This is a genomic window from Cognatundibacterium rivi (assembly GCF_018139565.1).
Lineage (GTDB): Bacteria > Pseudomonadota > Gammaproteobacteria > Burkholderiales > Burkholderiaceae_D > Undibacterium > Undibacterium rivi.
In genome coordinates this window covers 616,675-635,756 of the sequence record NZ_JAGSPK010000002.1, presented here as the reverse complement: position 1 = coordinate 635,756, position 19,082 = coordinate 616,675, and the positions used below count along the sequence as shown (strand labels likewise).

Here is a 19,082-nt window from a genome sequence, read left to right as displayed (position 1 = left end):
ACATTATTTACTGGAGGGAGGTTGCAATTGTGGCGTTGAAGTTGATGCTGCTGGGGCGCCTAAGGATTGTATTGTTTCTAAGCCATGTTGAAATAAGTTTTCAATCGGCAGCAGTAGGTAAGGCAATATCAAACCCACCATCAGGAACCCGACAGCTATCGTAATTGGAAAGCCGATACCAAACAAATTGAGCTGAGGGGCAGCGCGGGTCAGTATCCCCAGAGCAACGTTAATCACCAATAGTGCTGCAACAATTGGCAATGCCAGGCGGAGTCCGGTGATAAAAATCTGCTCACCCCAGATAACCAGTTTATGGACATTAAATCCGCTCTGTAGCGTTGTCGTTATGGGGATCGTTTTGAAGCTTTCAATCAATGAGCTGAGCAGTGCAAGATGCGCATTCGATGTCAGGAAAATCAAGGTTGTCAGCAACACCAGAAATTGCGCAATGGCAGAAGAGCGCCCCTGACTCAACGGATCAAAAAAAGTGGCGAAACCCAGACCCATTGTTAAACCAGATACCTCACCAGCAACTTCGACAGCGGCAAAAACGATACGTATAACGAACCCCATGCCTAAACCGATAACAAGTTGCTGAGCGAGGATCACCATCCCCGTCAGTGAGACTGGATCAACGTCAGGGTGTACAGGAATCGTTGGCGCGACAATGAGGGCAATCATGACTCCCAGTGCAATCTTAATTTGTACCGGAACCGTGTTATTGCCAAAAGGAGGGGTGATGGCAATCATCCCCAGAATTCTTGTCAGAGGCCAGATGAACGATGTGATGAGGCTGATTAACTCATTGCTGCCAACGGAAAGCATAGCTGCGATACTACCCAGCCATCGTTGCAATGCTGGTGAATGCTTGTCTCATATAATCAGTCAGTATGGTTAACATCCACGGGCCGGCAATAATTAATGTGACGAATATTCCGACCAGTTTCGGAATAAAAGAAAGCGTGGTTTCATTAATCTGGGTTGCCGCTTGAAAGATACTGACTAACAGGCCGATGACCAATGCCACCAGCAGCATTGGAGCTGAAACGAGTAAAGTTACTTCAATTGCCTGTCTGCCAAGCATCATTACGCTATCGGGAGTCATATTCTTCCTTAGTAAAAGCTTTGCGCCAGAGAGCCTATGATTAACTGCCAGCCATCCACTAAAACAAACAGCATAAGTTTGAACGGTAATGACACGATGGAAGGCGACACCATCATCATACCCATAGACATCAGGACACTGGCGACGACCATATCAATAATCAGAAATGGAATGAAAATAGCAAAGCTGATTTGGAATGCTGTTTTCAATTCACTGGTAATGAAAGCTGGAATCAATACCCGCAAAGATACTTCTTCAGGGCCTTGCAATTGAGGGGTATTCGATAATTTGACATATAACGCTAGATCGGCCTGGCGGGTTTGTTTCATCATGAATTGCTTGAGAGGTGCCGCTCCCTTATCCATTGCTTCCATCATGGAAATTTTGTTTTCCGCAAAAGGTGTATAGGCTTCCGCATAGATTTTGTCGAGCACCGGCCCCATCACAAATAAAGTTAAAAACAAAGATAGTCCTACCATGACCTGATTAGGCGGTGCAGACTGTGTTCCCAATGCCTGGCGCAGTAAGGACAAGACGATGATGATGCGCGTAAAACTCGTCATCATCAGCAGCGCTGCAGGGATAAAGCTGAGCGCAGTCAGGAACAAAAGTGTTTGTATGCTCAGGGAGTAATTTTGCCCACCGCCCGGAGCAGGAGTGCTCGTAATTGCCTGTAAAGCGCCGTTAGACTGAGCCAGAGCGATATCTGGGAATATGAGCGAAATCAGAACGATAATCTGACAGCAATAAAAAAGTGAAGTGCGCAGGATTTTCATGCGGAATTTACGTATTTGTATCAGTTGGCGTAGCCACACGTTTTTCGATTGTTCGTTGCAACCAATCCTGAAAAGAGCTGTGATTTGCCGGTGTCACTTGCAATAAGGATTCCTGTTTTGGGAGTGTCGCCAAATTAGTGATATTGGAGACGGTGACACCGAGTACCAGCCATTGATCTCCGACCTCAATCACCATCACTCGTTCACGATTTCCTACATTCAGACCACCCAGAATCTTCATTGGAATCTTGTTTGCGGAGGTTACCGGGCCAATCCGCTTAAAAGCCCAGGCAGCGAAAAACATTAAACCGAGAACAAAAAGCAGAGCCAGGGTGATTTGCAACAAGCCTGCTCCTGGCGTCAGCGAGGCAGCATCTGTGGCGAGGGCATGTTCAGACACAGCCAGCAAAAATAACAATAAGAATTTGCTGTGAGGTTTCATTATTTATTCAGTTTGCGAATTCGTTCTGCTGGGGTCACGATGTCAGTCAGACGAATACCAAATTTATCATTAACAACCACAACTTCGCCTTGAGCGATCAGGCAGCCGTTCACCAGTACATCCATTGGCTCACCTGCCAGACCATCAAGTTCCACGACGGAGCCCTGCGCCAGTTGCAGCAAATTTTTAATCGCGATCTTGGTTCTTCCCAATTCAACCGTCAGCTGCACAGGGATATCGAGAATGAAGTCAATATCGTTGTGTGTTTCAGTCGAACTTCCTTTTGCGCTGAATTCTTTAAATATCGCAGGATTTGCCGGTGGTTCGGATTTTTGGCTTGCTGCCGCAGCTGCCGCGGCGGCATCGGCCTTTTCCTGCTCTGCAATTGCTGCACCCCAATCGTCTTCGCTGATCGGGCTATCTGTATTTTCATCCATGGTTCTCTCCTTGTGCTGCTACTTCTTGTACGCTGGAACTGATCAGCTTTTCCACGCGTAATGCATATTGTCCATTGAATACACCGTATTTGCATTCCATTACCGGGGTGCCATCAACCTTGGCAGAGATCACCTCCGGGATATTTAAAGGAATGATGTCTCCAGTTTTCATATTCAGAATGTCGCCTAGTGTGACACGGGTTGTGCCTAAGTCAGCAACTATTTCCACTTCCGCAATCTGAATTTGCTGCGTCATCAGGCGAACCCAGCGCTTGTCCACTTCCAGAGTTTCACCTTGCAGGCTACTCGTCAGAATATCCCTGATAGGTTCAATCGTGGAGTAGGGCATGCAAATATGCATTTCACCGCTGACTGGCCCCAATTCTATGGTAAAGGTTGTCGATACCACTACCTCGTTTGGTGTCGCAATATTGGCAAACTGGGTATTCATTTCAGAACGAATATATTCGAACTCAACTGGATAGACTGGCTCCCACGATTTTGCGTAGGTTTCAAAAATAATTTCCAGAATGCGTTGAATAATTCTTTGCTCAGTCTGCGTGAAATCACGTCCTTCAACTCGAGTGTGGAAGCGACCGTCACCACCGAATAAATTGTCGACCAAAAGAAACACCAGGCCAGGGTCGAGCACCACCAACGAAGTTCCCCTGAGTGGTTTCATGTGCACCAGATTCAGATTGGTCGGTACAACCAGATTACGGATGAATTCACTGTATTTGGAAACTCTGACGGTACCGACGGATACCTCTGCGCTACGGCGCAAAAAATTAAATAATCCTATGCGTAAAAGACGTGCAAATCTTTCGTTGATAATTTCCAGCGTCGGCATACGGCCACGAACAATGCGCTCTTGCGTCGCAAGGTTATAGGGCCGTACACCCGACGTGTCTTCTTGAGACTGAGAGTCATCTTGATCTCCCGTGACGCCTTTTAACAGAGCATCGACTTCTTCCTGGGAGAGGAAATTATCTGACATAGTGCTATTGAACTACAAATTTAGTAAAGAAAACGCCCGTTACTTTTTGCGGTTCACCTTTCGCAGTAAAAGGTTGATTAACTTTTTCAATGATTTCGTCTACCAGTTTATCTTTACCCTCAGTAGAGAGGACGTCATTGGCATCTTTGCTCGACAATAGTAAAAGCAGGCGACTGCGTACCTGGGGCATATTTGCTTTGATCAGGGATGACTGATCTTCACCTTCAACCTGAAGCGTCATCGCGATTTGTAAATATTTATCGCCACTGTCCGATTGTAGGTTCACCGTAAAATCGTCCAATGGCAGAAAAACTGGAGCTTTTGCTGGTTCTGCTTTGTGCTCTTTTTCTTTTGACGCAGATTTTTTCGATAAAAAGAAGGCTGCACCACCGCCGACGCCACCGAGAACAAGGACCGCGGCCGCAATGATAATAATTAATTTTTTCTTTGATTTTGCTGGAGCAGCTTCGCCGGTTTCGGGAGCTGCATTAGCAGGTTTCTTCGCCATATTTTTCCTCTCAAGCAGCGGTATTTTTCCGCTATTTCTTATATTATCTTCGAAATAAAGCACCGAATAACAGGAGAAAAGACGGATAAATACCACTCATCTTTTCAATTCTGAAAAAATAATAATGCGATCGATACATGAAGAAACGCATTATTCCCAGTTAAATGCTGTATTTCTTTTATTCTACCTGTTTGAGAGACAAGTTTTTCAACTAAGCACTAAGCAAACGTATCGACAGCTCCAATGCGGGAGATTATTTTGGTCGTTTTGACGTCGGATATAGCTTGGTTGCTGATAACGCTTTCGCTCCCACCATTTCTGGAAATTGAGGTGGAAGGATTTGTTTGTCTGAATTCGCGACCTTGCTGCCCCTGATTGGATGCTTCTGCGTTGACTGAGAAACCTGATAATTGGACTCCGGCATCATCCATCATCTGACGCAATTTAGGCAGAGAAGCCTCCAGTGCCTCCCTGACATCAGGATGTGCGGAGATAAAAGTTGCGTTTGCCTGATCGTTTGTGACATTCAATACGATTTGTAATGGCCCCAGATCAGGTGGGTTCAGAGTTAACTCGGCCGATTGCATGCTAGAGCCAACCATCCAGATTACTTTTTGCCCCACCGCTTTATCCCACGCCGAGGAATTCAGTGGAGGCGATATCTGATTAGCAGAAACGGCACCGGTGAGCGTCGCATTCTGCGTAGCGTTAAGCTGTTGTTGCGGCGGCGTTTGTTGGACGCCGGCCGGGTTCGTCGCTTCATCTTTTCGTAACCTTAACGCAAGCTGGTCAATAGATCGTTCTAGTTTATCGGCAGAGACATTTGTTTTGGGCGATATATCCTGTTGGGCACTTGTTTGCAACTTGAGTGGCTCACCTTTTTCTGATTTAAGTTCCAGGTGATCTGCAAATGATCCTGATGTGTCAGAACCTATCCCTTTGCCTTTAACAATCTGGGATGTATCTGTCACTGGAGTTTCGACTGTCAGATCTGGGGCAGTTGTATCCAGTCGTGTTGAAAGGGTATTGCTAACGATGGCGTCAAAGGCTGTTTCTTTTGATATTGCCTCAGAAGAGGGGAGATTTTTTTCGTTCAACGGCTTTAGTGACAGGCCGCTGTTTGACGCATCCGAAATGACGCCGGTGTCGGTTTTTATCGCGGCATCGTCACCAGATTTTGTTGGTACCAACTTAGAAATATCATTTAAGGTGTTAAATAATTGTATTAACTGATGATCGCCGTCATCCGTTTCTTTTTTTTCAGTTTGATTGTCTTCTTTTTCAGTATCTTCGCTTTTCTTCAGCGCAGCAGTACTAGTGTCATGCAATTCTTCAGACGGCGTTGCAACGTCTTGCTTCGGTGGCTCGACATTTTTTGTGGGCAATTTGCCGTTGGTTTCCCTAGGGGGTGGCGCTGACGTCGCCTTATTTCCACTTATTTCTTTCTTGAGCAGCTTATTAAAAGAGTTATCAGCATTCACCACTGGATTGCTCTTGCTCGTTTTCGCCGCACTGGTCTGATTGTTGAGTGAGCTGACAATATTGAGTGTTTGCATAGCTGTTGCCGTTATTAAGTTGCTACTCTGATTTATAAAAATACGCTCGTGCAGCAAAATCGTCGGTTTGTTTCTGATCCGATTTGGCTTCCTTTTTTTGCTGCACCATTTTCACCCGGTGATCGAGGGTGTTATATGACAGCCGTTTCTTTTCATTCCCTTGCCAATCAAGTTTCGCTGCCTGAACTTTTGATTCTGCATTTCGTATCACTTCTTTTTGACCTTCAACGGCACTGTCCAGTTTGGCTAAAAAACCCAGGAAATTTCCGTATTGGCTGGCACTGATACCAGCGGCGGCGGCGGTCTTGAATTTACTGTCGTAATCATCTCGATACTGGATTAATAAATTCAGCTTACTTTGCGTTTCTTCGTGATAACGAATAGCTTGTCCCAAGCGTTTTGCTGCGTCATCGGTTTCCCGATCCGCAATTTCAATTAAAGTGTTTATTGGTGATCTCTTCGCCATCTGTACCTAAGTATAGAGCTAACTAAAATTATCTATCCTTGGAATAGAGCCCGAAGTCCCTCCAAGCTCTCTGATATGCTGCATTTCTGGGTAATATCTTGCTGTAAAAAAGCGATGATTCTCGGATGCAGCCGAATCGCTTCGTCAAGCAACGGATCCGAGCCCGGCGCATAAGCACCAACGCTGATCAAATCTCTGCTGCGCTCGTATCTTGAGTATAGTTGTTTCAACTTCCTCGCAAGTTGCTGATGTTCCGGAGTCGTGATGCTGTGCATCGCCCGGCTGATGGATTGTTCGATATCAATGGCTGGGTAATGGCCGCTCTCAGCTAATGTACGATTCAGGACTATATGACCATCAAGAATTGCACGCGCAGAGTCTGCGATAGGGTCTTGTTGATCATCGCCCTCAGTCAGTACTGTGTAAAACGCAGTGATCGAACCGCCGCCTTCTTTGCCATTGCCGGCGCGTTCGACAAGCACAGGTAATTTTGCGAACACTGAAGGAGGGTAGCCCTTGGTCGCTGGCGGTTCACCGATCGCCAGAGCGATTTCACGTTGCGCCATCGCGTATCGTGTTAATGAGTCCATGATCAGTAGAACGCTGTGTCCTTGATCCCGGAAATATTCCGCGATTGTTGTTGCGTACGCAGCTCCTTGCAAACGCAATAGTGGCGGAGCATCTGCTGGCGCTGCTACGACTGCGGACCTTGCCAGACCCTCTGCGCCAAGAATCTGTTCAATAAATTCTTTTACCTCGCGCCCCCGTTCACCAATCAATCCGACGACGATAATGTCTGCGGTAGTAAACCGCGCCATCATTCCGAGCAGCACACTTTTACCAACACCCGAACCGGCAAACAAGCCAAGACGTTGTCCTCTTCCGACGCTGAGCATGCTGTTGATTGCGCGAACGCCAACATCAAGCGTGTCGACAATCGGTGCCCGTTCCAGAGGGTTGTAAATCCGCGCTGCAAGTGGCGCAGATTCCGTCGTTTTCAGGGGGCCAAGTGTATCCAGTGGACGTCCATTGCCATCCAGGACACGTCCTAATAGCTGGTAACCGACAGGTAGTTGGCGGCTTCTGTCGCTTGGTCTTCTGAGTGGGTGGCTGGATGTTTGTCGTGACTCTTCGGCAAAAACAGGAGCACCGGGAGTAACACCCTCAAGGTCGCTATGAGGCATCAGGAAAAGCCGGTCTCCATCGAAACCTACAACTTCTGCGTCGATTTTCGCACCGCCCGCTAAATGTATAGAGCAGGCACTCCCTACCGGCAAGCGCAAACCGACGGCTTCCATGACTAAGCCTGTGACCTTAGTCACTCTGCCAGCGGGTTGAACGGCATCATTTCCGACCAGCAGATCTTTACTGCCAGTCAGAATAGATTTCCATTGATCTGTGAATGCACTTTCCATGGGCTTTACTCAGAATCTGATGCTTTTTTTCGCATCATGGCGGTTAAGCGTTCCCAGCGAGCCTCAAGATTGGAGTCGATAAGATTTTGCGATGTCTCAATCTTGCAGTCTCCGCGAGATAGTTGTTGATCGGGGACAATACGCCAGCCGTTGGCGATCAGCGTGTCGCCAAGATTATTCTTAACGATGCTTGCATCGACAGGATTTAAACTGATGCTTGCATTTTTTTGTACTGATGGTAACTGCGCGATGGCATCCTCAACGATAGGGAGAATGATATTTTCATCCAGTTCTATCCGTGTCTTTAAAATTGTTGATGCCAGGCTGATCGCCAGATCAAGTAAGTCTTTGCCTGTCGTTTTTCCTACCTCGCCTAATTCCATTGAAAATTTTTCTGACAAGTCACGCATGCTTTGAAGGTCTGGCTGCATATTTTCCGTCGCCACGTGTTGTCCTGCCTCTTGGCCTTCGATCAGGCCGCGCTCATAAGCTTCCTGATAGCCAACGGCATAGCCTTCCTGTCTTGCTTTTTCACGTATTTCTTCCAGTTCATGTTCCGACAGAGTCGGAACGAATCTGGTTGGCTCGGGTTCGTGTTTGGGCTCTGGAATATGATGAGGGCGCGTTTCACCAAATGATGCCATTTCCCATCGTTGGTAAGCCGAAACGTCGTCTTTTCGTAAGACACTAGACATAAGAGTCTTCGCCTTTCGCGCCTAACATGATCTGGCCTTCATCCGCGAGTCGACGCACAACGAGCAGAATTTGTTTTTGCTGTGCTTCCACCTCAGATAGCCGGACTGGTCCTTTGGACTCCAGATCTTCGCGCATCATTTCAGCTGCACGCTGAGACATATTTTTAAATATTTTTTCCCGCATATCCTGATTAGCGCCTTTGAGCGCGATGATCAGTGAATCGGATTGCACTTCGCGTAGCAACAACTGAATACCCTTGTCATCAATTTCCATGATATTGTCAAAAACAAACATCTCGTCCATGATTTTTTCTGCCATGTCACCATCATATTTGCGCAGATTATCCATAACAGACGCTTCGTTTTCACCGCTCATGAAGTTCAATATTTCTGCCGCGGCTCTGACCCCGCCGATTGATTTTTTCTTCAGGCTTTCATTGCCTGTCAGTAGTTTAGTTAGAACGTCATTCAACTCTCTGAGTGCGGCTGGCTGAATACCGTCGAGCGTAGCGATGCGCAAAACAACATCATTTCGTAAACGTTCAGAGAAATTATTTAAAATTTCACACGCCTGATCGCTTTCCAGGTGAACTAAAATCGTTGCGACGATCTGCGGGTGTTCATTTTTAATCAGGTCGGCAACTGATGCTGAGTCCATCCATTTCAGACTTTCAATGCCGCTGGCGTCTTTTCCACCCAGGATACGATTCAATAAAGACGATGCCTTGTCGTCGCCCAGTGCTTTGGTGAGGACATTGCGGATATATTCGTCAGAGTCTAAACCGACAGATGAGCTGAGATCTGCGGCCGCCTTAAACTCATCGAGAACCTTCGCTATGCGCTCGTGGGGTATCGCACCTATTGTCGCCATAGCAGCGCCAATTTTCTGCACCTCACGTGGGCCCAGAAATTTCATTACTTCTGCGGCACCGTCTTCACCAAGTGCAAGCATGAAGGTTGCTGCTTTTTGTACTCCATCATCACTCATTGTTAATCCATGTCTTGATTACGTTAGCAACAATTCTCGGGTCATTTTTTGCTAATTCTTTAGCCATGTCCAAGGTTAACTCATAACTGTTTCCTTGCTTTGCGGCTAGTACTTCTTCTTCACTGGAGAGATTGACATACGTATCATCGTCTTCCTCCTGCTGTAATTCTTTTTCAGCTGCGGTGAGTTTTTCCGCTTCTTCAGCTTCTTTTTTAGCTTTTTCTTCGGCGACGTCTTTACCCATAATTTTGTACAACATGGGCTTCAGATAGCCAAAGAATAAATAGGCTAAAACTGCGGCGATTAATAAGTATTTTCCCAGTTCTTTCGCTAATTGGATTGTTTCTGGTTGTTTCCAGAATGGTACGTCCACTATAGTTTCTTTTTCCGGACCGGCAAATGGGCTATTAACAACATTCAGAGTATCACCACGGTCTTTATTAAATCCCATCGCTTCGCGTGCCAGATCGGTAATCTGTGTTTTCTCAATATCCGTCAGCGGTCTGGTCGTAATCTTTCCGGATTTATCTGTCTCGTTCTTGTAATTCACAACAACGGCGACGGACAATCGTTTTACGCCACCCATTCCCTGTTGTGTGTAGCGGATAGTTTTATCAACTTCATAGTTGATGGTCGAGTCTTTTTGTACAAGCCCGGCGTTTGATGCTGAAGCAGATGTCGCAGTGCCACTGGCCACAATCGGTGCTGTTACGGGCACTGGTGGTTGATTGGTCAGTGAGCCAGGAATGCCGGACGCATTATTGTTTTTATTGTAGCTTTCGCTGGATTGCTGGCTACGTATTGTGGATGCCTCGGGTGGAGAATTCGGGCGATAACTTTCCGCCGCTTGTTCAGTTTTTGAGAAATCGATATCCGCAGTTGCTTCGGCACGAACGTTATTAGCGCCAACTATCGGAGAAATAATAGATTCGATGCGTTTGACAATATTTTGTTGAAATTCCTGTACGTATTTAAGCTGGGATGGATCTAAATTGTTGCTTCCAGCTTGTTTATTCATATCGGAAAGCAAATTGCCGTTTTGATCCACAATCGATACGTTTTTAGTTGACAGCTCAGGAACGCTGCTGGCGACCAGATGCAGAATAGCACTGACTTGTTGTTGATCGAGAATCCGGCTTGGATATAAATTTAGCAATACTGATGCTGTCGGTTTTTGTTGATCACGTATAAAAACGGAGGACTTCGGAATGGCGAGATGCACCCTTGCTGACTGCACGGCTGATACCGCCTGAATTGATCGTGCTAATTCACCTTCAAGTGCGCGTTGGAAATTGACTTGTTCGAGAAACTGGGAAATTCCGAGCTTTTGATTTTCCATTAATTCAAAACCGACATTGCCACCTTTGGGCAATCCTTGCGACGCGAGTTTCAGGCGAGCATCATGTACCTGGCTCGCAGGTACGAGAATCGCACTGCCAGTTTCCGAATATTTATACGGAATGTTCATTTGCTGCAAGGATGCAACGATGGCGCCGCCATCTCTGTCGTTAAAGTTTGAAAACAGCACTTTGTACTCAGGTTGCTGCCCCCACAGCCAGATCCCAGCCATTATCGCCAGTATCAGTGCTGCACCCGCTGAAAGCATCGCTGTACGGATGCCTGGTGTTTGCGGAATCCCAAATATTTTTTTGGGTTCCACAAGCTCATCAGGAGCCATGATCATATTTTCAGCGGTTGCCATAAATCACCTGATCAGCATTGAAAATTAAAAAGTGTATTTGCATCATGTTACGAAGCCATTTTGGTTTTTTCCTTACTACTGATTTTGCACTGAATTCTGAATTTCAATCAGGAGAGTAAGCGTCAATTAGTGCATCTTTTTATCGAAATGGAGAATTTTTTAGGTGATAAGGTAGATGCTAGATCAATCTTTATTGGCTATGGAGAATGTATGAAAATGGCTGGCATTGACAGCAGTCGCATTGATGCAATGGTTGCTCAGTTAAAAGCGACGGCTGCGAAAATGGAGGCGGGTAGCGGAATCAATCGCACCGAAGAAAGCGATGCGCCCAAACGCATAGACTTTGCAGATGCGCTGAAAGCATCATTAGATCAGGTAAATAAAGTTCAACTGACATCGCAGCAGTTGGGTGAGAAATTTGCCCTGGGAGACGATAAAGTCAGTTTGTCTGATGTCATGATTTCAATGCAAAAAGCAAACATTTCATTTCAGACGACTGTGCAAGTCAGAAACAAATTGATCACTGCATATCATGACATCATGAATATGCAGATCTGATCTTAAGCACAGTTGAAGTGATCGGTATTTCAGCGGATTCCAGTCATTTTGGAATTCCGCTCTCTTTCTAATTTCATGATGTAGCGTTGAACGCTGGTCAGTACTGAATTCGATAAATTGAAAAACTGGCAGCCGATACGACGATTCGTTTTTCCATTTAATAAAACCAGATCTTGAGAATTTCTGATTTGCAGTGCAACATCGATCAGACCGATTGTCGGCAAATCCAGTTTGCAATGCTCATAGATTTTTCCTGGAGTGCAGTCGAGGATTTTTCTCTCGTCAAGCACGGCAATACCACCACAACTGATATCGACCAGAGATAATTTTAAAATCTCAACACTATCATTCAGTTCAACAGAAAAACTTACTTTAATCGGCGTTGAGACTGGAGTGTTGATTCGATAATACTCACGTCGTTGCAGCCGGATCAGGTTTGACGGGATGCTGAATTGTAAAGCCGGACGATTCTCAAATTCAGTACTATGGACGCCTGTTGTGGAAAACTGAATGCCGATTTTATCCAGCAAACCTTCAAATGAAACCCGGTGCGCTTCAATTATTCTCTGATTGGCTAATTGGCCGGGGGCGCAGTCAACTATGACCGTATTATTATTATCGTCAACGTCGAGAATGGATGTGATAAATACTTCCGCGCCATCGTGAATCAACATGCTGATGAGCTGGTTACTATCTTTCAGACCGCGTAATAAGGAAATAATTTCCCTGCGAGAGTCGACCTGAAAAGGACTTTGGTTTTCAGTCCCGAGAGAAGGAGGGGATTGCATGTTTTTTATTTGCTCTTATCTGTCAAAATTTTGAGAAGGTAGCGGTGCTACGGTTCAGGGTGTCTCCGGCTCGACCCCGGACTTTTCTTTATCTATATGGTAAAGCCAAGCGAGCAGTTCTGCAACAGCGATATATAGAACAGGGGGAATGTTTTCATCCAGATCGACTTTCATCAATAAAGATACCAGCTCTTTTGATTCATGTACGTGAACGCCGTGTTCTTTCGCCCTGCTGATTATCTCATCAGCAATTATTCCCTTGCCTTTGGCCACAACCCGTGGGGCACTATCCCCGCTATGGTAAGCGAGTGCGACCGCGTGTTTATCTGTGGGCTTATTTGCTGTCATTTTTTCTGACACTCAGGCTATCCAGAGTTGTGTCTAAAGAGGACAGGGCGGACGATAGTTGCCCGGCATGAGTTTTAAGGGCGTTCACCGTATCTTCATTTTCTGCATTGATGTTCAGGCTTAAATGATTTGCTCGAAAATTGAACGTTGCTGAAACTGTGCCCAGCGAGGGTAAATCAAACTTAACGGTACTTTGCCAGTAATTATTATCGTCGGTTGAAAGTCCGCTGGTTTGAGGAGAGGGTTTATCTCTCTTGATTTCCCATTTCATGTATTGCCCCGGGAAAAGCTCACCTTGCCAATGCAGGCTTTGATTTTCCAAGGTTCGCAACTGTTGCTGAATGAGTTGAATTAACTCTTTATTTCCAGAGATAAGATTGCTTTCCCCGCTGACGATATTCTGACTGAGTGTGGAAAGTACAGCTTGGGGCTCTGTTCGTAAATCACTTAACTTCTTTTTCCCATCTACCCATTCCGCAAGGTGGGATTCGTAGAAAAGGCCGCTCTGGCTAATTTTTTTCTCTAATAATGTAGCCGTTTTTTGAATATCATTTAAGTCGGATTGTGTGTTCAGTATTGCAGTTTTCCCCACAATACTATTGTTTTCTGTACTGGTATCTTCAAGCTGCAGAATGGTACCAATCAGTTTGCTGGCTGTACTTAAAAAAGTAACGCTGCTGTCTGATTGGATGCCAGCCTCCAAGGAGGAGAGGGTTGGTGTGGGTTGTGGAAGTGTTTTTATTTGCGCTAATTTGCTGGTGTCTTCCAGCCTTGCCTGGGGAGAGGATGAAAAATCACTCAGTGTTTTTTTGCCGGGCGTGTAGGTTTGCCCTGCAATGAAGCTTTCTGGGATTTGAGGTTTGCTTTCTAAGGCAAACGTTGGTTTCGGATCTGTTGAAATTAAACGCAACGAAACTGAGTCTCCCTCCTTTACGCCTTCCGGGAGTTGCATGCGAACGCTAAAATTAGCGACCCGGACAGTAAAGCTTCCATCTTTTTGTCGGTTGAGGACTTCCCCTTTGAGTTGCTGACCTACAACGAGTTGTGCAAGTTTTGAGGCAACTTCCTGCTTGAGCGAATGGAGTCCTGAACTCGCTGATGCCGCCTCGATATCGGCAGTCGTAATAGAATTATCGAGGCGGTATGGCATATCAGTTACGCCGAGCTTGCGGCCCCATAAGTGTGATTCAGTTTGCGTTCGGCACTTGACGCTTTCATCAGATTAGACAATTCAGCCATCCACGGTTCTGTAATGTCACGAATTTCTTTATCGTCAGCCAGTATTTTTTTTATGACACGAATTTTTCGCTCTTTGAGTTCCGGAGGTAAGAATGCTGGGCTCTCATTATCACGAATTTTTTGAACCTTTGAGCTGCAATCGTTTTCCAGCTCGGTCAATTGTTCCCAATCACGGTTGCGGGCGGCATTCAACATTTGATCAGTGAGTACGGCAATATTCTCGTACAGCTTAATAATTTCTATGCTTTCCATTATGAATCAGGCCTCAAAAACGTGAACTTGTCGTGGTTGTAAAGGATCGTGTTCGCTGATAGCCGGCTGCGTTGGTGCTTGCGCTGCGGGTTCTATGGTTTCCCATGTTTGCTTCAGATCACGTAATAAAGTTTGCACTTCCAGTAATTTTTCTTCATCTTTATTCAAATTTCCCAGCAATAGCTGTCTGCTCATATATTCATACAGCGCATCCAGATTGAGTGCAATTTCACCGCCGACTCGCTTATCCAGGCTGGCACGCAAGCCATTATCAATAATGGAAATGGCGTGGGAAATTGATTTTCCTTTTGCTGCAATTTCTCCCTTTTGCATTTGCTGTACAGCATTTCCAATCGCTGTGATCGCGCCATCGAATAACATGACGATCAGTTTGTGGGGGCTGGCAGCTATGACGCCGGTTTCCACACCAATTTTTGTATATGCACTTGCACCATAGGATTTTGATGAGCCAAACATAGCTAGTCCTTTGAGTTTTCTAAATTATCAGTTGCTTGTTACTTATTCGTTGAGCCGTTCAGAATGCCAATCTGAGCAGTTAAAAAGCTTTGAGTTGCATTTAATTTCGAGATGACAGTATCGAGTGCAGAATATTGCGCCTGAAGGCGGTTCTGGGTTTTAAGCAAGCGCGCATTCAGCTCGTCGGTTTGTTTCTGTAGTGACGCTAATGTCGTGTTAATACCTTTTGTTGCACTACTGATCGTGCCTGTCGTTCCAAGGAAACTGGTGACAAGATTATTCAGTTTGTATGCGTAACCCTGAGAAAAACTGACTTTGCCGCGGTCACCCGTTGCACCGCCATTCACTAAGATTTGCAAGCCTTCAGAAGGTGAGCCGGATGCGCCAGTCAATATTTGACCTAAACCTGTCGCTGAGACGCCGTTTAATGTACCGGCGACATTTTTGCCCGTTGTTCCTGTGCTGACTGTTCCAGTCAATGCACTGACACTCGTGCCAGCATTGCTGGTCAGGCTGACATTGGACGCACTACCAAAACTGCCTGAAGTAATATTCAAGAAGCCATTGCTGTCAATTGAGGTGGTAACCGTGACACCTGCGTTGGAGAAACTGGCAGTACCATTGATAGACGACTGTATCATCGAAGCGAGTTGTGACGCGGTGTAGTTTCCTGCCGCTAAACTTACTGTGCCGGAGAGACCGTCAATTTTGACATCAATTTTTGTGCCCGCCGCAATCGTCGTTGATGCCGAATTCAAGTTGACATCACCGGTTAACACACCTTGCGTGGCAATCTGCGTTACTTTGATTGCATAGTCGCCAGGCTGTGTTGCAGCCGTGGAGCCGGACAAGCTGGTCAGACTATCTGTTGTTTTGCCCATTGCCGAAAACAATCCGCCGACATCATTAAAATTATTTGTTAATGCGGTCTGCAGTTTGCTGGAGTCAACTGCCAGTGATCCATCTTTCTGAAAGCTGATGCCGATCTGCGCCAGACTGGTGAAGCCGCCACCCAGACCATTTACTGCAGTTGACAAAGTGTTTCGTACCTGATTTTGAATTGCCTGGACAGTTGGGTCGCCAAGTAACGCCCCCGCAGCTTTTGTCGTTGGATTATATGAAGTCAGTTGTGCAATCGTGCTGTTCAGACTGTTGTACGCAGAGACAAAAGAGTTAATGCTATTTTGCACTGCCGATGTATTGGTATTGACTGCAATCGATGTGGTGCCGATTTTCTGAGCGCTGATTGTCACACCCTGAATGGCCGTTCCGACCTTATTGCTCGCGCTGGATACGGCAATGCCGTTGACGGTCAGGTTGGCATTCTGACCAGTAGTCACTTCTTTGAAATTCTGTGTGCCTGCGGGATCATAAGAAAGCAGATTTTGCAGATTCGCATCTCCGGCAACACTGATTTTCAAACTTGATGTTGCACCTGTTGAGGTCGAATTCAGCACCAAATGATAAGGAGTCGCACTGCCGTCACCGACGATGGATGCATTCACGCCGATTTTTGCGTTATTGATGGCATCCCGGATGCCTTGCAGCGAATTATTTGTGCTATCAATCGTTACTGTGCCTGTTGCCTGGCTGGCATCTTGCGTAAACGTTGCTCCGCTATATATTCCGCCAGTCTGAGTGCCGCCTGAAATACTGCCGAACTGAAAGCTTAACGTTGTGCTGGCACCACCGCCGATAGAAGAGGTGGTATTGATTTGCCCTGCACTGGATATGGTCTGAGCTTGTGCGAGTTGCGTCACATTGACATTGTAATTGCCAACACTGGCGGTGCTGCTTGCTGTGACTGAGGCAACTGCGGTATCGCTTGCTGTAGCTGCGAGCGTCTTGAAGGTGGACGCACTGCTCAGTGCAATCAGGGAAGACTGGAAGGAACTGACGGAACCACTCAATGCACCCAAGGCAGTGACGTCCGCCTGATAACTTGTTTGTTTTTTCTGAATAGATGCTAGCGGCAGACTCTCAATGGCCATGAGCTTGCTGACAATGGTGTCAACGGGAAGTCCAGAACCTACACCGGTGGATTGTATGGCCACAATATTTCTCCTTTTGAGGTCCTTACTATATCAAATCTGATTCTTGTTCAATTGAGATGAAAGAAGGGGTTTTACCTGCTATTTTAAAAAGATCGTTACCGGTTAAGCTTCGTTCTTAATCAGTAATCCTTTTAATTTATCTAAGGATTTAGATATTTCAAGTGCCTCTTCCGTCGGAATCTGACGTAACACCTGATTTGTTTGCTGATCAATAATTTTAACAACCACGCGCTTACTGTCTGTATCGACGCTGAAACGCAAATCCTGTGAGCGAGCCTGCAGCGCATCGTTAATATGAGCGATAGCTTTATTAACTTCAGTGCTGTCAAATTTCTTATTCTCAGAATTGTCGGCTGCAGTTGCCGTGGGAGCGCTAATGCTATTAGCAGGAGGGGCTGACCGTACGTTGGTGACGGCAGTTTTGTCACTGATCAATTGCCCCGATTGAGGCGGGTTGCCAATCGATGGGATGTCCATGATCATTTCCTTCAAAGTTAGATTCCCCTGATCATAACTGACCAGGGGAATTATCTACATCAATAGAAAACTGAAGCTATTGATTAACGCAGCAGTGCGAGAACACCGTTAGGTAATGAGTTAGCTTGAGCCAAAATTGCAGTACCAGCTTGTTGCAACACTTGAGAACGAGTCATATTCGCTGTTTCCGAAGCAAAATCGGAGTCTTGGATACGGCTACGTGCTGATGCCAAGTTTTCTTGCGATGTTTGCAAGCTGTTGACAGCAGAAGTGAAGCGGTTTTGTATCGCACCCAAAGAAGCGCGAGAACTATTGACCGATGCAATCGCCGAATCGATGGTTGCCAGAGCTGATTGCGCTCCTGCCGCCGTACTCAGATTCAGAGAGGATACACCTGCACCGACTGTGACTGCTGCTGAAGTGAAGCCACCTGTCAAGTTTGCAGCTGTCAAACCTGTACCTGTACCATTTGCCAGTGTAATACCAGCAGAGCTTGTAGAAGACAGAGAAAGTGTTGATGTTGCAATGTCTGTCGCACCAGTTGCAGATACAGTGATACCTGTATTGGCTGCAGCTGCAGCTGCATTAGTACTTGCTGTCACTGTGATGTTACGTCCATCAGCAGCTGCCAGGGCAACAGCACCAGTAGATGTGTCAAATGTAGCAGATACACCAGTTTGTGAACTGATCGCATTAACAGCAGCAGCAACTTGTGCGCCACGTTGAGCGCCGGAAGTCGAGGCGCTCAATGCACCCAGATTGACACCGTTAATTGTGATGTCGCCGGAAGCGATTGCTGTTGCGCTTGTCGATGCTGTACCGGCCACTGTTGTAGAACCGACTGTTGCAGTTACACCAGTCTGACCGCTGATTGCGTTAATTGCTGCAGCTTTAGCAATACCACTACCAGTTGCATTAGAGAAGGATACGCCATCACTAGCAGATGCGCCGACTTGGTAGCCGTTGATAGACAAGTCACCGGATGCCAGAGCTGTCGTTGTTACAGCGCCTGCACCTGCTACAGTTGATTTGTAGCTGGATGTGGAACCAACACCGAGAGACGATGATTTTGCACTAGCGATTGCTGAAATACTGATTTGATCGTTTGAGCTACCGTTTGCACCAACCTGGAATGTTTGGTTTGCAAAGCTACCGTCCAGCAGATTCACGCCGTTAAAGTTAGAAGAACTTGCAACACGGTTGATTTCAGAGATCAACTGGCTGGCTTCGTTATTCAGGGATGCGCGGTCAGATGCACTGTTAGAGCCGTTGGCTGCCTGAACTGCCAGGTCACGGATACGTTGTAAGTTGGAACCGATTTGTTGCAGATCGCCCTCAGCTGTCTGAGCCAGGGAGATGCCGTCATTCGCATTACGTGCAGCTTGGTTTTGACCATTCAGCTGCGAAGTCATACGTTGAGAAATTGCGAGACCAGCGGAGTCATCTTTTGCGCTGTTAATACGCAGACCGGATGACAGACGTTGCATGGATGTTTGCAGAGAGCCTTGAGATGTAGTCAGGCTGCGTTGTGCATTCATGGATGCAATATTGGTATTGATATATGAAGCCATTTTGATACTCCTTACCTAAGTTATTAAATTCGGCGTTAAAACCTCAAACTTCGGTCTGTCTGTTGACTGTTGCACCGCCGTTGTAAAGGGTTACGGACGGGAATCAAAAACTTTTAGCTAGTTTCCGCAAATAAATACTATTTTTTTTGCTTAAGTTTTTCGCGATATTCCGCTCAACGACAGCTTTTAAAATTTCTTGAGGGCTTAATTTAAATATCTTTCACCCCTTTA

At 46.2% G+C, this 19,082-nt stretch carries 22 protein-coding genes; 1 reads left to right on the top strand and 21 read right to left on the bottom strand.

Annotated elements, in window-relative coordinates:
* Positions 1-3: 3 nt before the first annotated feature.
* The 13 genes from fliR to fliF all read right to left on the bottom strand — a co-directional run bounded on the left by fliR (position 4) and on the right by fliF (position 11,087).
* Positions 4-825 (bottom strand): flagellar biosynthetic protein FliR, encoded by an 822-nt coding sequence (gene fliR / locus KDM87_RS07270; RefSeq protein WP_212678443.1) that lies wholly within the window; start codon positions 823-825, stop codon positions 4-6.
* Positions 826-835: 10 nt separating this feature from the next.
* The gene (gene fliQ, locus KDM87_RS07265) at positions 836-1,105 is read right to left on the bottom strand and encodes a flagellar biosynthesis protein FliQ (RefSeq protein ID WP_186883524.1); all 270 of its coding nucleotides are present in this window, start codon (positions 1,103-1,105) and stop codon (positions 836-838) included.
* 8 nt (positions 1,106-1,113) lie between these two features.
* Positions 1,114-1,881: a flagellar type III secretion system pore protein FliP gene (fliP, locus tag KDM87_RS07260; protein ID WP_212678442.1), complete on the bottom strand. Its 768-nt coding sequence runs from the start codon at positions 1,879-1,881 to the stop codon at positions 1,114-1,116.
* A 7-nt stretch (positions 1,882-1,888) separates the two neighbouring features.
* Entirely contained in the window at positions 1,889-2,323 is a 435-nt protein-coding gene (gene fliO, locus KDM87_RS07255; protein ID WP_212678441.1) for a flagellar biosynthetic protein FliO, read from the bottom strand.
* Positions 2,323-2,760 carry a flagellar motor switch protein FliN gene (gene fliN, locus KDM87_RS07250; protein WP_186883521.1) on the bottom strand — a complete coding sequence of 146 codons (438 nt, stop codon included), beginning with the start codon at positions 2,758-2,760 and terminating at the stop codon, positions 2,323-2,325. The genes fliO and fliN overlap by 1 nt, the downstream gene beginning before the upstream one ends.
* The gene (gene fliM / locus KDM87_RS07245; RefSeq protein WP_186883520.1) at positions 2,753-3,757 is read right to left on the bottom strand and encodes a flagellar motor switch protein FliM; all 1,005 of its coding nucleotides are present in this window, start codon (positions 3,755-3,757) and stop codon (positions 2,753-2,755) included. The genes fliN and fliM overlap by 8 nt, the downstream gene beginning before the upstream one ends.
* A gap of 4 nt (positions 3,758-3,761) precedes the next feature.
* Positions 3,762-4,265, bottom strand: a complete 504-nt coding sequence (gene fliL / locus KDM87_RS07240) for a flagellar basal body-associated protein FliL (RefSeq protein ID WP_212678440.1) — start codon at positions 4,263-4,265, stop codon at positions 3,762-3,764.
* A gap of 218 nt (positions 4,266-4,483) precedes the next feature.
* The gene (locus KDM87_RS07235; protein WP_212678439.1) at positions 4,484-5,821 is read right to left on the bottom strand and encodes a flagellar hook-length control protein FliK; all 1,338 of its coding nucleotides are present in this window, start codon (positions 5,819-5,821) and stop codon (positions 4,484-4,486) included.
* 22 nt (positions 5,822-5,843) lie between these two features.
* Positions 5,844-6,287 carry a flagellar export protein FliJ gene (fliJ, locus tag KDM87_RS07230; RefSeq protein WP_212678438.1) on the bottom strand — a complete coding sequence of 148 codons (444 nt, stop codon included), beginning with the start codon at positions 6,285-6,287 and terminating at the stop codon, positions 5,844-5,846.
* 32 nt (positions 6,288-6,319) lie between these two features.
* Entirely contained in the window at positions 6,320-7,702 is a 1,383-nt protein-coding gene (gene fliI / locus KDM87_RS07225; RefSeq protein ID WP_212678437.1) for a flagellar protein export ATPase FliI, read from the bottom strand.
* Between the two features lie 5 nt (positions 7,703-7,707).
* Complete coding sequence (locus KDM87_RS07220) at positions 7,708-8,397, bottom strand: flagellar assembly protein FliH (RefSeq protein ID WP_212678436.1); 690 nt, start codon at positions 8,395-8,397, stop codon at positions 7,708-7,710.
* On the bottom strand, positions 8,390-9,385 hold the full coding sequence (fliG, locus tag KDM87_RS07215) for a flagellar motor switch protein FliG (RefSeq protein ID WP_186883514.1): 996 nt from the start codon (positions 9,383-9,385) through the stop codon (positions 8,390-8,392). The genes KDM87_RS07220 and fliG overlap by 8 nt, the downstream gene beginning before the upstream one ends.
* Positions 9,378-11,087 carry a flagellar basal-body MS-ring/collar protein FliF gene (fliF, locus tag KDM87_RS07210; RefSeq protein WP_212678435.1) on the bottom strand — a complete coding sequence of 570 codons (1,710 nt, stop codon included), beginning with the start codon at positions 11,085-11,087 and terminating at the stop codon, positions 9,378-9,380. Before fliF ends, fliG begins: the two co-directional genes overlap by 8 nt.
* A gap of 129 nt (positions 11,088-11,216) precedes the next feature.
* Between fliF and fliE the strand changes: the two genes are divergently transcribed.
* Entirely contained in the window at positions 11,217-11,645 is a 429-nt protein-coding gene (gene fliE / locus KDM87_RS07205; protein ID WP_329604905.1) for a flagellar hook-basal body complex protein FliE, read from the top strand.
* A gap of 29 nt (positions 11,646-11,674) precedes the next feature.
* Here the strand turns inward: fliE and KDM87_RS07200 are convergent, their stop codons facing one another.
* From KDM87_RS07200 to KDM87_RS07165, 8 genes are all read right to left on the bottom strand, one after another.
* The gene (locus KDM87_RS07200) at positions 11,675-12,433 is read right to left on the bottom strand and encodes a flagellar brake protein (protein WP_212678434.1); all 759 of its coding nucleotides are present in this window, start codon (positions 12,431-12,433) and stop codon (positions 11,675-11,677) included.
* 54 nt (positions 12,434-12,487) lie between these two features.
* On the bottom strand, positions 12,488-12,781 hold the full coding sequence (locus KDM87_RS07195; protein ID WP_212678698.1) for an EscU/YscU/HrcU family type III secretion system export apparatus switch protein: 294 nt from the start codon (positions 12,779-12,781) through the stop codon (positions 12,488-12,490).
* Positions 12,768-13,931, bottom strand: a complete 1,164-nt coding sequence (gene fliK / locus KDM87_RS07190) for a flagellar hook-length control protein FliK (RefSeq protein WP_212678433.1) — start codon at positions 13,929-13,931, stop codon at positions 12,768-12,770. Before fliK ends, KDM87_RS07195 begins: the two co-directional genes overlap by 14 nt.
* 5 nt (positions 13,932-13,936) lie before the next feature.
* Positions 13,937-14,272, bottom strand: a complete 336-nt coding sequence (locus KDM87_RS07185; protein ID WP_186883510.1) for a flagellar protein FliT — start codon at positions 14,270-14,272, stop codon at positions 13,937-13,939.
* Between the two features lie 6 nt (positions 14,273-14,278).
* Positions 14,279-14,749, bottom strand: coding sequence for a flagellar export chaperone FliS (fliS, locus tag KDM87_RS07180; protein ID WP_212678432.1), 471 nt, complete (start codon positions 14,747-14,749; stop codon positions 14,279-14,281).
* Between the two features lie 38 nt (positions 14,750-14,787).
* Entirely contained in the window at positions 14,788-16,803 is a 2,016-nt protein-coding gene (gene fliD / locus KDM87_RS17940; protein WP_212678431.1) for a flagellar filament capping protein FliD, read from the bottom strand.
* A gap of 102 nt (positions 16,804-16,905) precedes the next feature.
* Positions 16,906-17,280: a flagellar protein FlaG gene (locus tag KDM87_RS07170; RefSeq protein ID WP_230407624.1), complete on the bottom strand. Its 375-nt coding sequence runs from the start codon at positions 17,278-17,280 to the stop codon at positions 16,906-16,908.
* 83 nt (positions 17,281-17,363) lie between these two features.
* Entirely contained in the window at positions 17,364-18,851 is a 1,488-nt protein-coding gene (locus KDM87_RS07165) for a flagellin N-terminal helical domain-containing protein (RefSeq protein ID WP_212678430.1), read from the bottom strand.
* Between the last annotated feature and the right edge of the window lie 231 nt (positions 18,852-19,082).

Bases quoted from the DNA above. Each gene is read 5' to 3' on its own strand.
- fliR (WP_212678443.1), bottom strand. From the start codon at position 825: ATGCTTTCCGTTGGCAGCAATGAGTTAATCAGCCTCATCACATCGTTC.
- fliQ (WP_186883524.1), bottom strand. From the start codon at position 1,105: ATGACTCCCGATAGCGTAATGATGCTTGGCAGACAGGCAATTGAAGTA.
- fliP (WP_212678442.1), bottom strand. From the start codon at position 1,881: ATGAAAATCCTGCGCACTTCACTTTTTTATTGCTGTCAGATTATCGTT.
- fliO (WP_212678441.1), bottom strand. From the start codon at position 2,323: ATGAAACCTCACAGCAAATTCTTATTGTTATTTTTGCTGGCTGTGTCT.
- fliN (WP_186883521.1), bottom strand. From the start codon at position 2,760: ATGGATGAAAATACAGATAGCCCGATCAGCGAAGACGATTGGGGTGCA.
- fliM (WP_186883520.1), bottom strand. From the start codon at position 3,757: ATGTCAGATAATTTCCTCTCCCAGGAAGAAGTCGATGCTCTGTTAAAA.
- fliL (WP_212678440.1), bottom strand. From the start codon at position 4,265: ATGGCGAAGAAACCTGCTAATGCAGCTCCCGAAACCGGCGAAGCTGCT.
- KDM87_RS07235 (WP_212678439.1), bottom strand. From the start codon at position 5,821: ATGCAAACACTCAATATTGTCAGCTCACTCAACAATCAGACCAGTGCG.
- fliJ (WP_212678438.1), bottom strand. From the start codon at position 6,287: ATGGCGAAGAGATCACCAATAAACACTTTAATTGAAATTGCGGATCGG.
- fliI (WP_212678437.1), bottom strand. From the start codon at position 7,702: ATGGAAAGTGCATTCACAGATCAATGGAAATCTATTCTGACTGGCAGT.
- KDM87_RS07220 (WP_212678436.1), bottom strand. From the start codon at position 8,397: ATGTCTAGTGTCTTACGAAAAGACGACGTTTCGGCTTACCAACGATGG.
- fliG (WP_186883514.1), bottom strand. From the start codon at position 9,385: ATGAGTGATGATGGAGTACAAAAAGCAGCAACCTTCATGCTTGCACTT.
- fliF (WP_212678435.1), bottom strand. From the start codon at position 11,087: ATGGCAACCGCTGAAAATATGATCATGGCTCCTGATGAGCTTGTGGAA.
- KDM87_RS07200 (WP_212678434.1), bottom strand. From the start codon at position 12,433: ATGCAATCCCCTCCTTCTCTCGGGACTGAAAACCAAAGTCCTTTTCAG.
- KDM87_RS07195 (WP_212678698.1), bottom strand. From the start codon at position 12,781: ATGACAGCAAATAAGCCCACAGATAAACACGCGGTCGCACTCGCTTAC.
- fliK (WP_212678433.1), bottom strand. From the start codon at position 13,931: ATGCCATACCGCCTCGATAATTCTATTACGACTGCCGATATCGAGGCG.
- KDM87_RS07185 (WP_186883510.1), bottom strand. From the start codon at position 14,272: ATGGAAAGCATAGAAATTATTAAGCTGTACGAGAATATTGCCGTACTC.
- fliS (WP_212678432.1), bottom strand. From the start codon at position 14,749: ATGTTTGGCTCATCAAAATCCTATGGTGCAAGTGCATATACAAAAATT.
- KDM87_RS07170 (WP_230407624.1), bottom strand. From the start codon at position 17,280: ATGGACATCCCATCGATTGGCAACCCGCCTCAATCGGGGCAATTGATC.
- KDM87_RS07165 (WP_212678430.1), bottom strand. From the start codon at position 18,851: ATGGCTTCATATATCAATACCAATATTGCATCCATGAATGCACAACGC.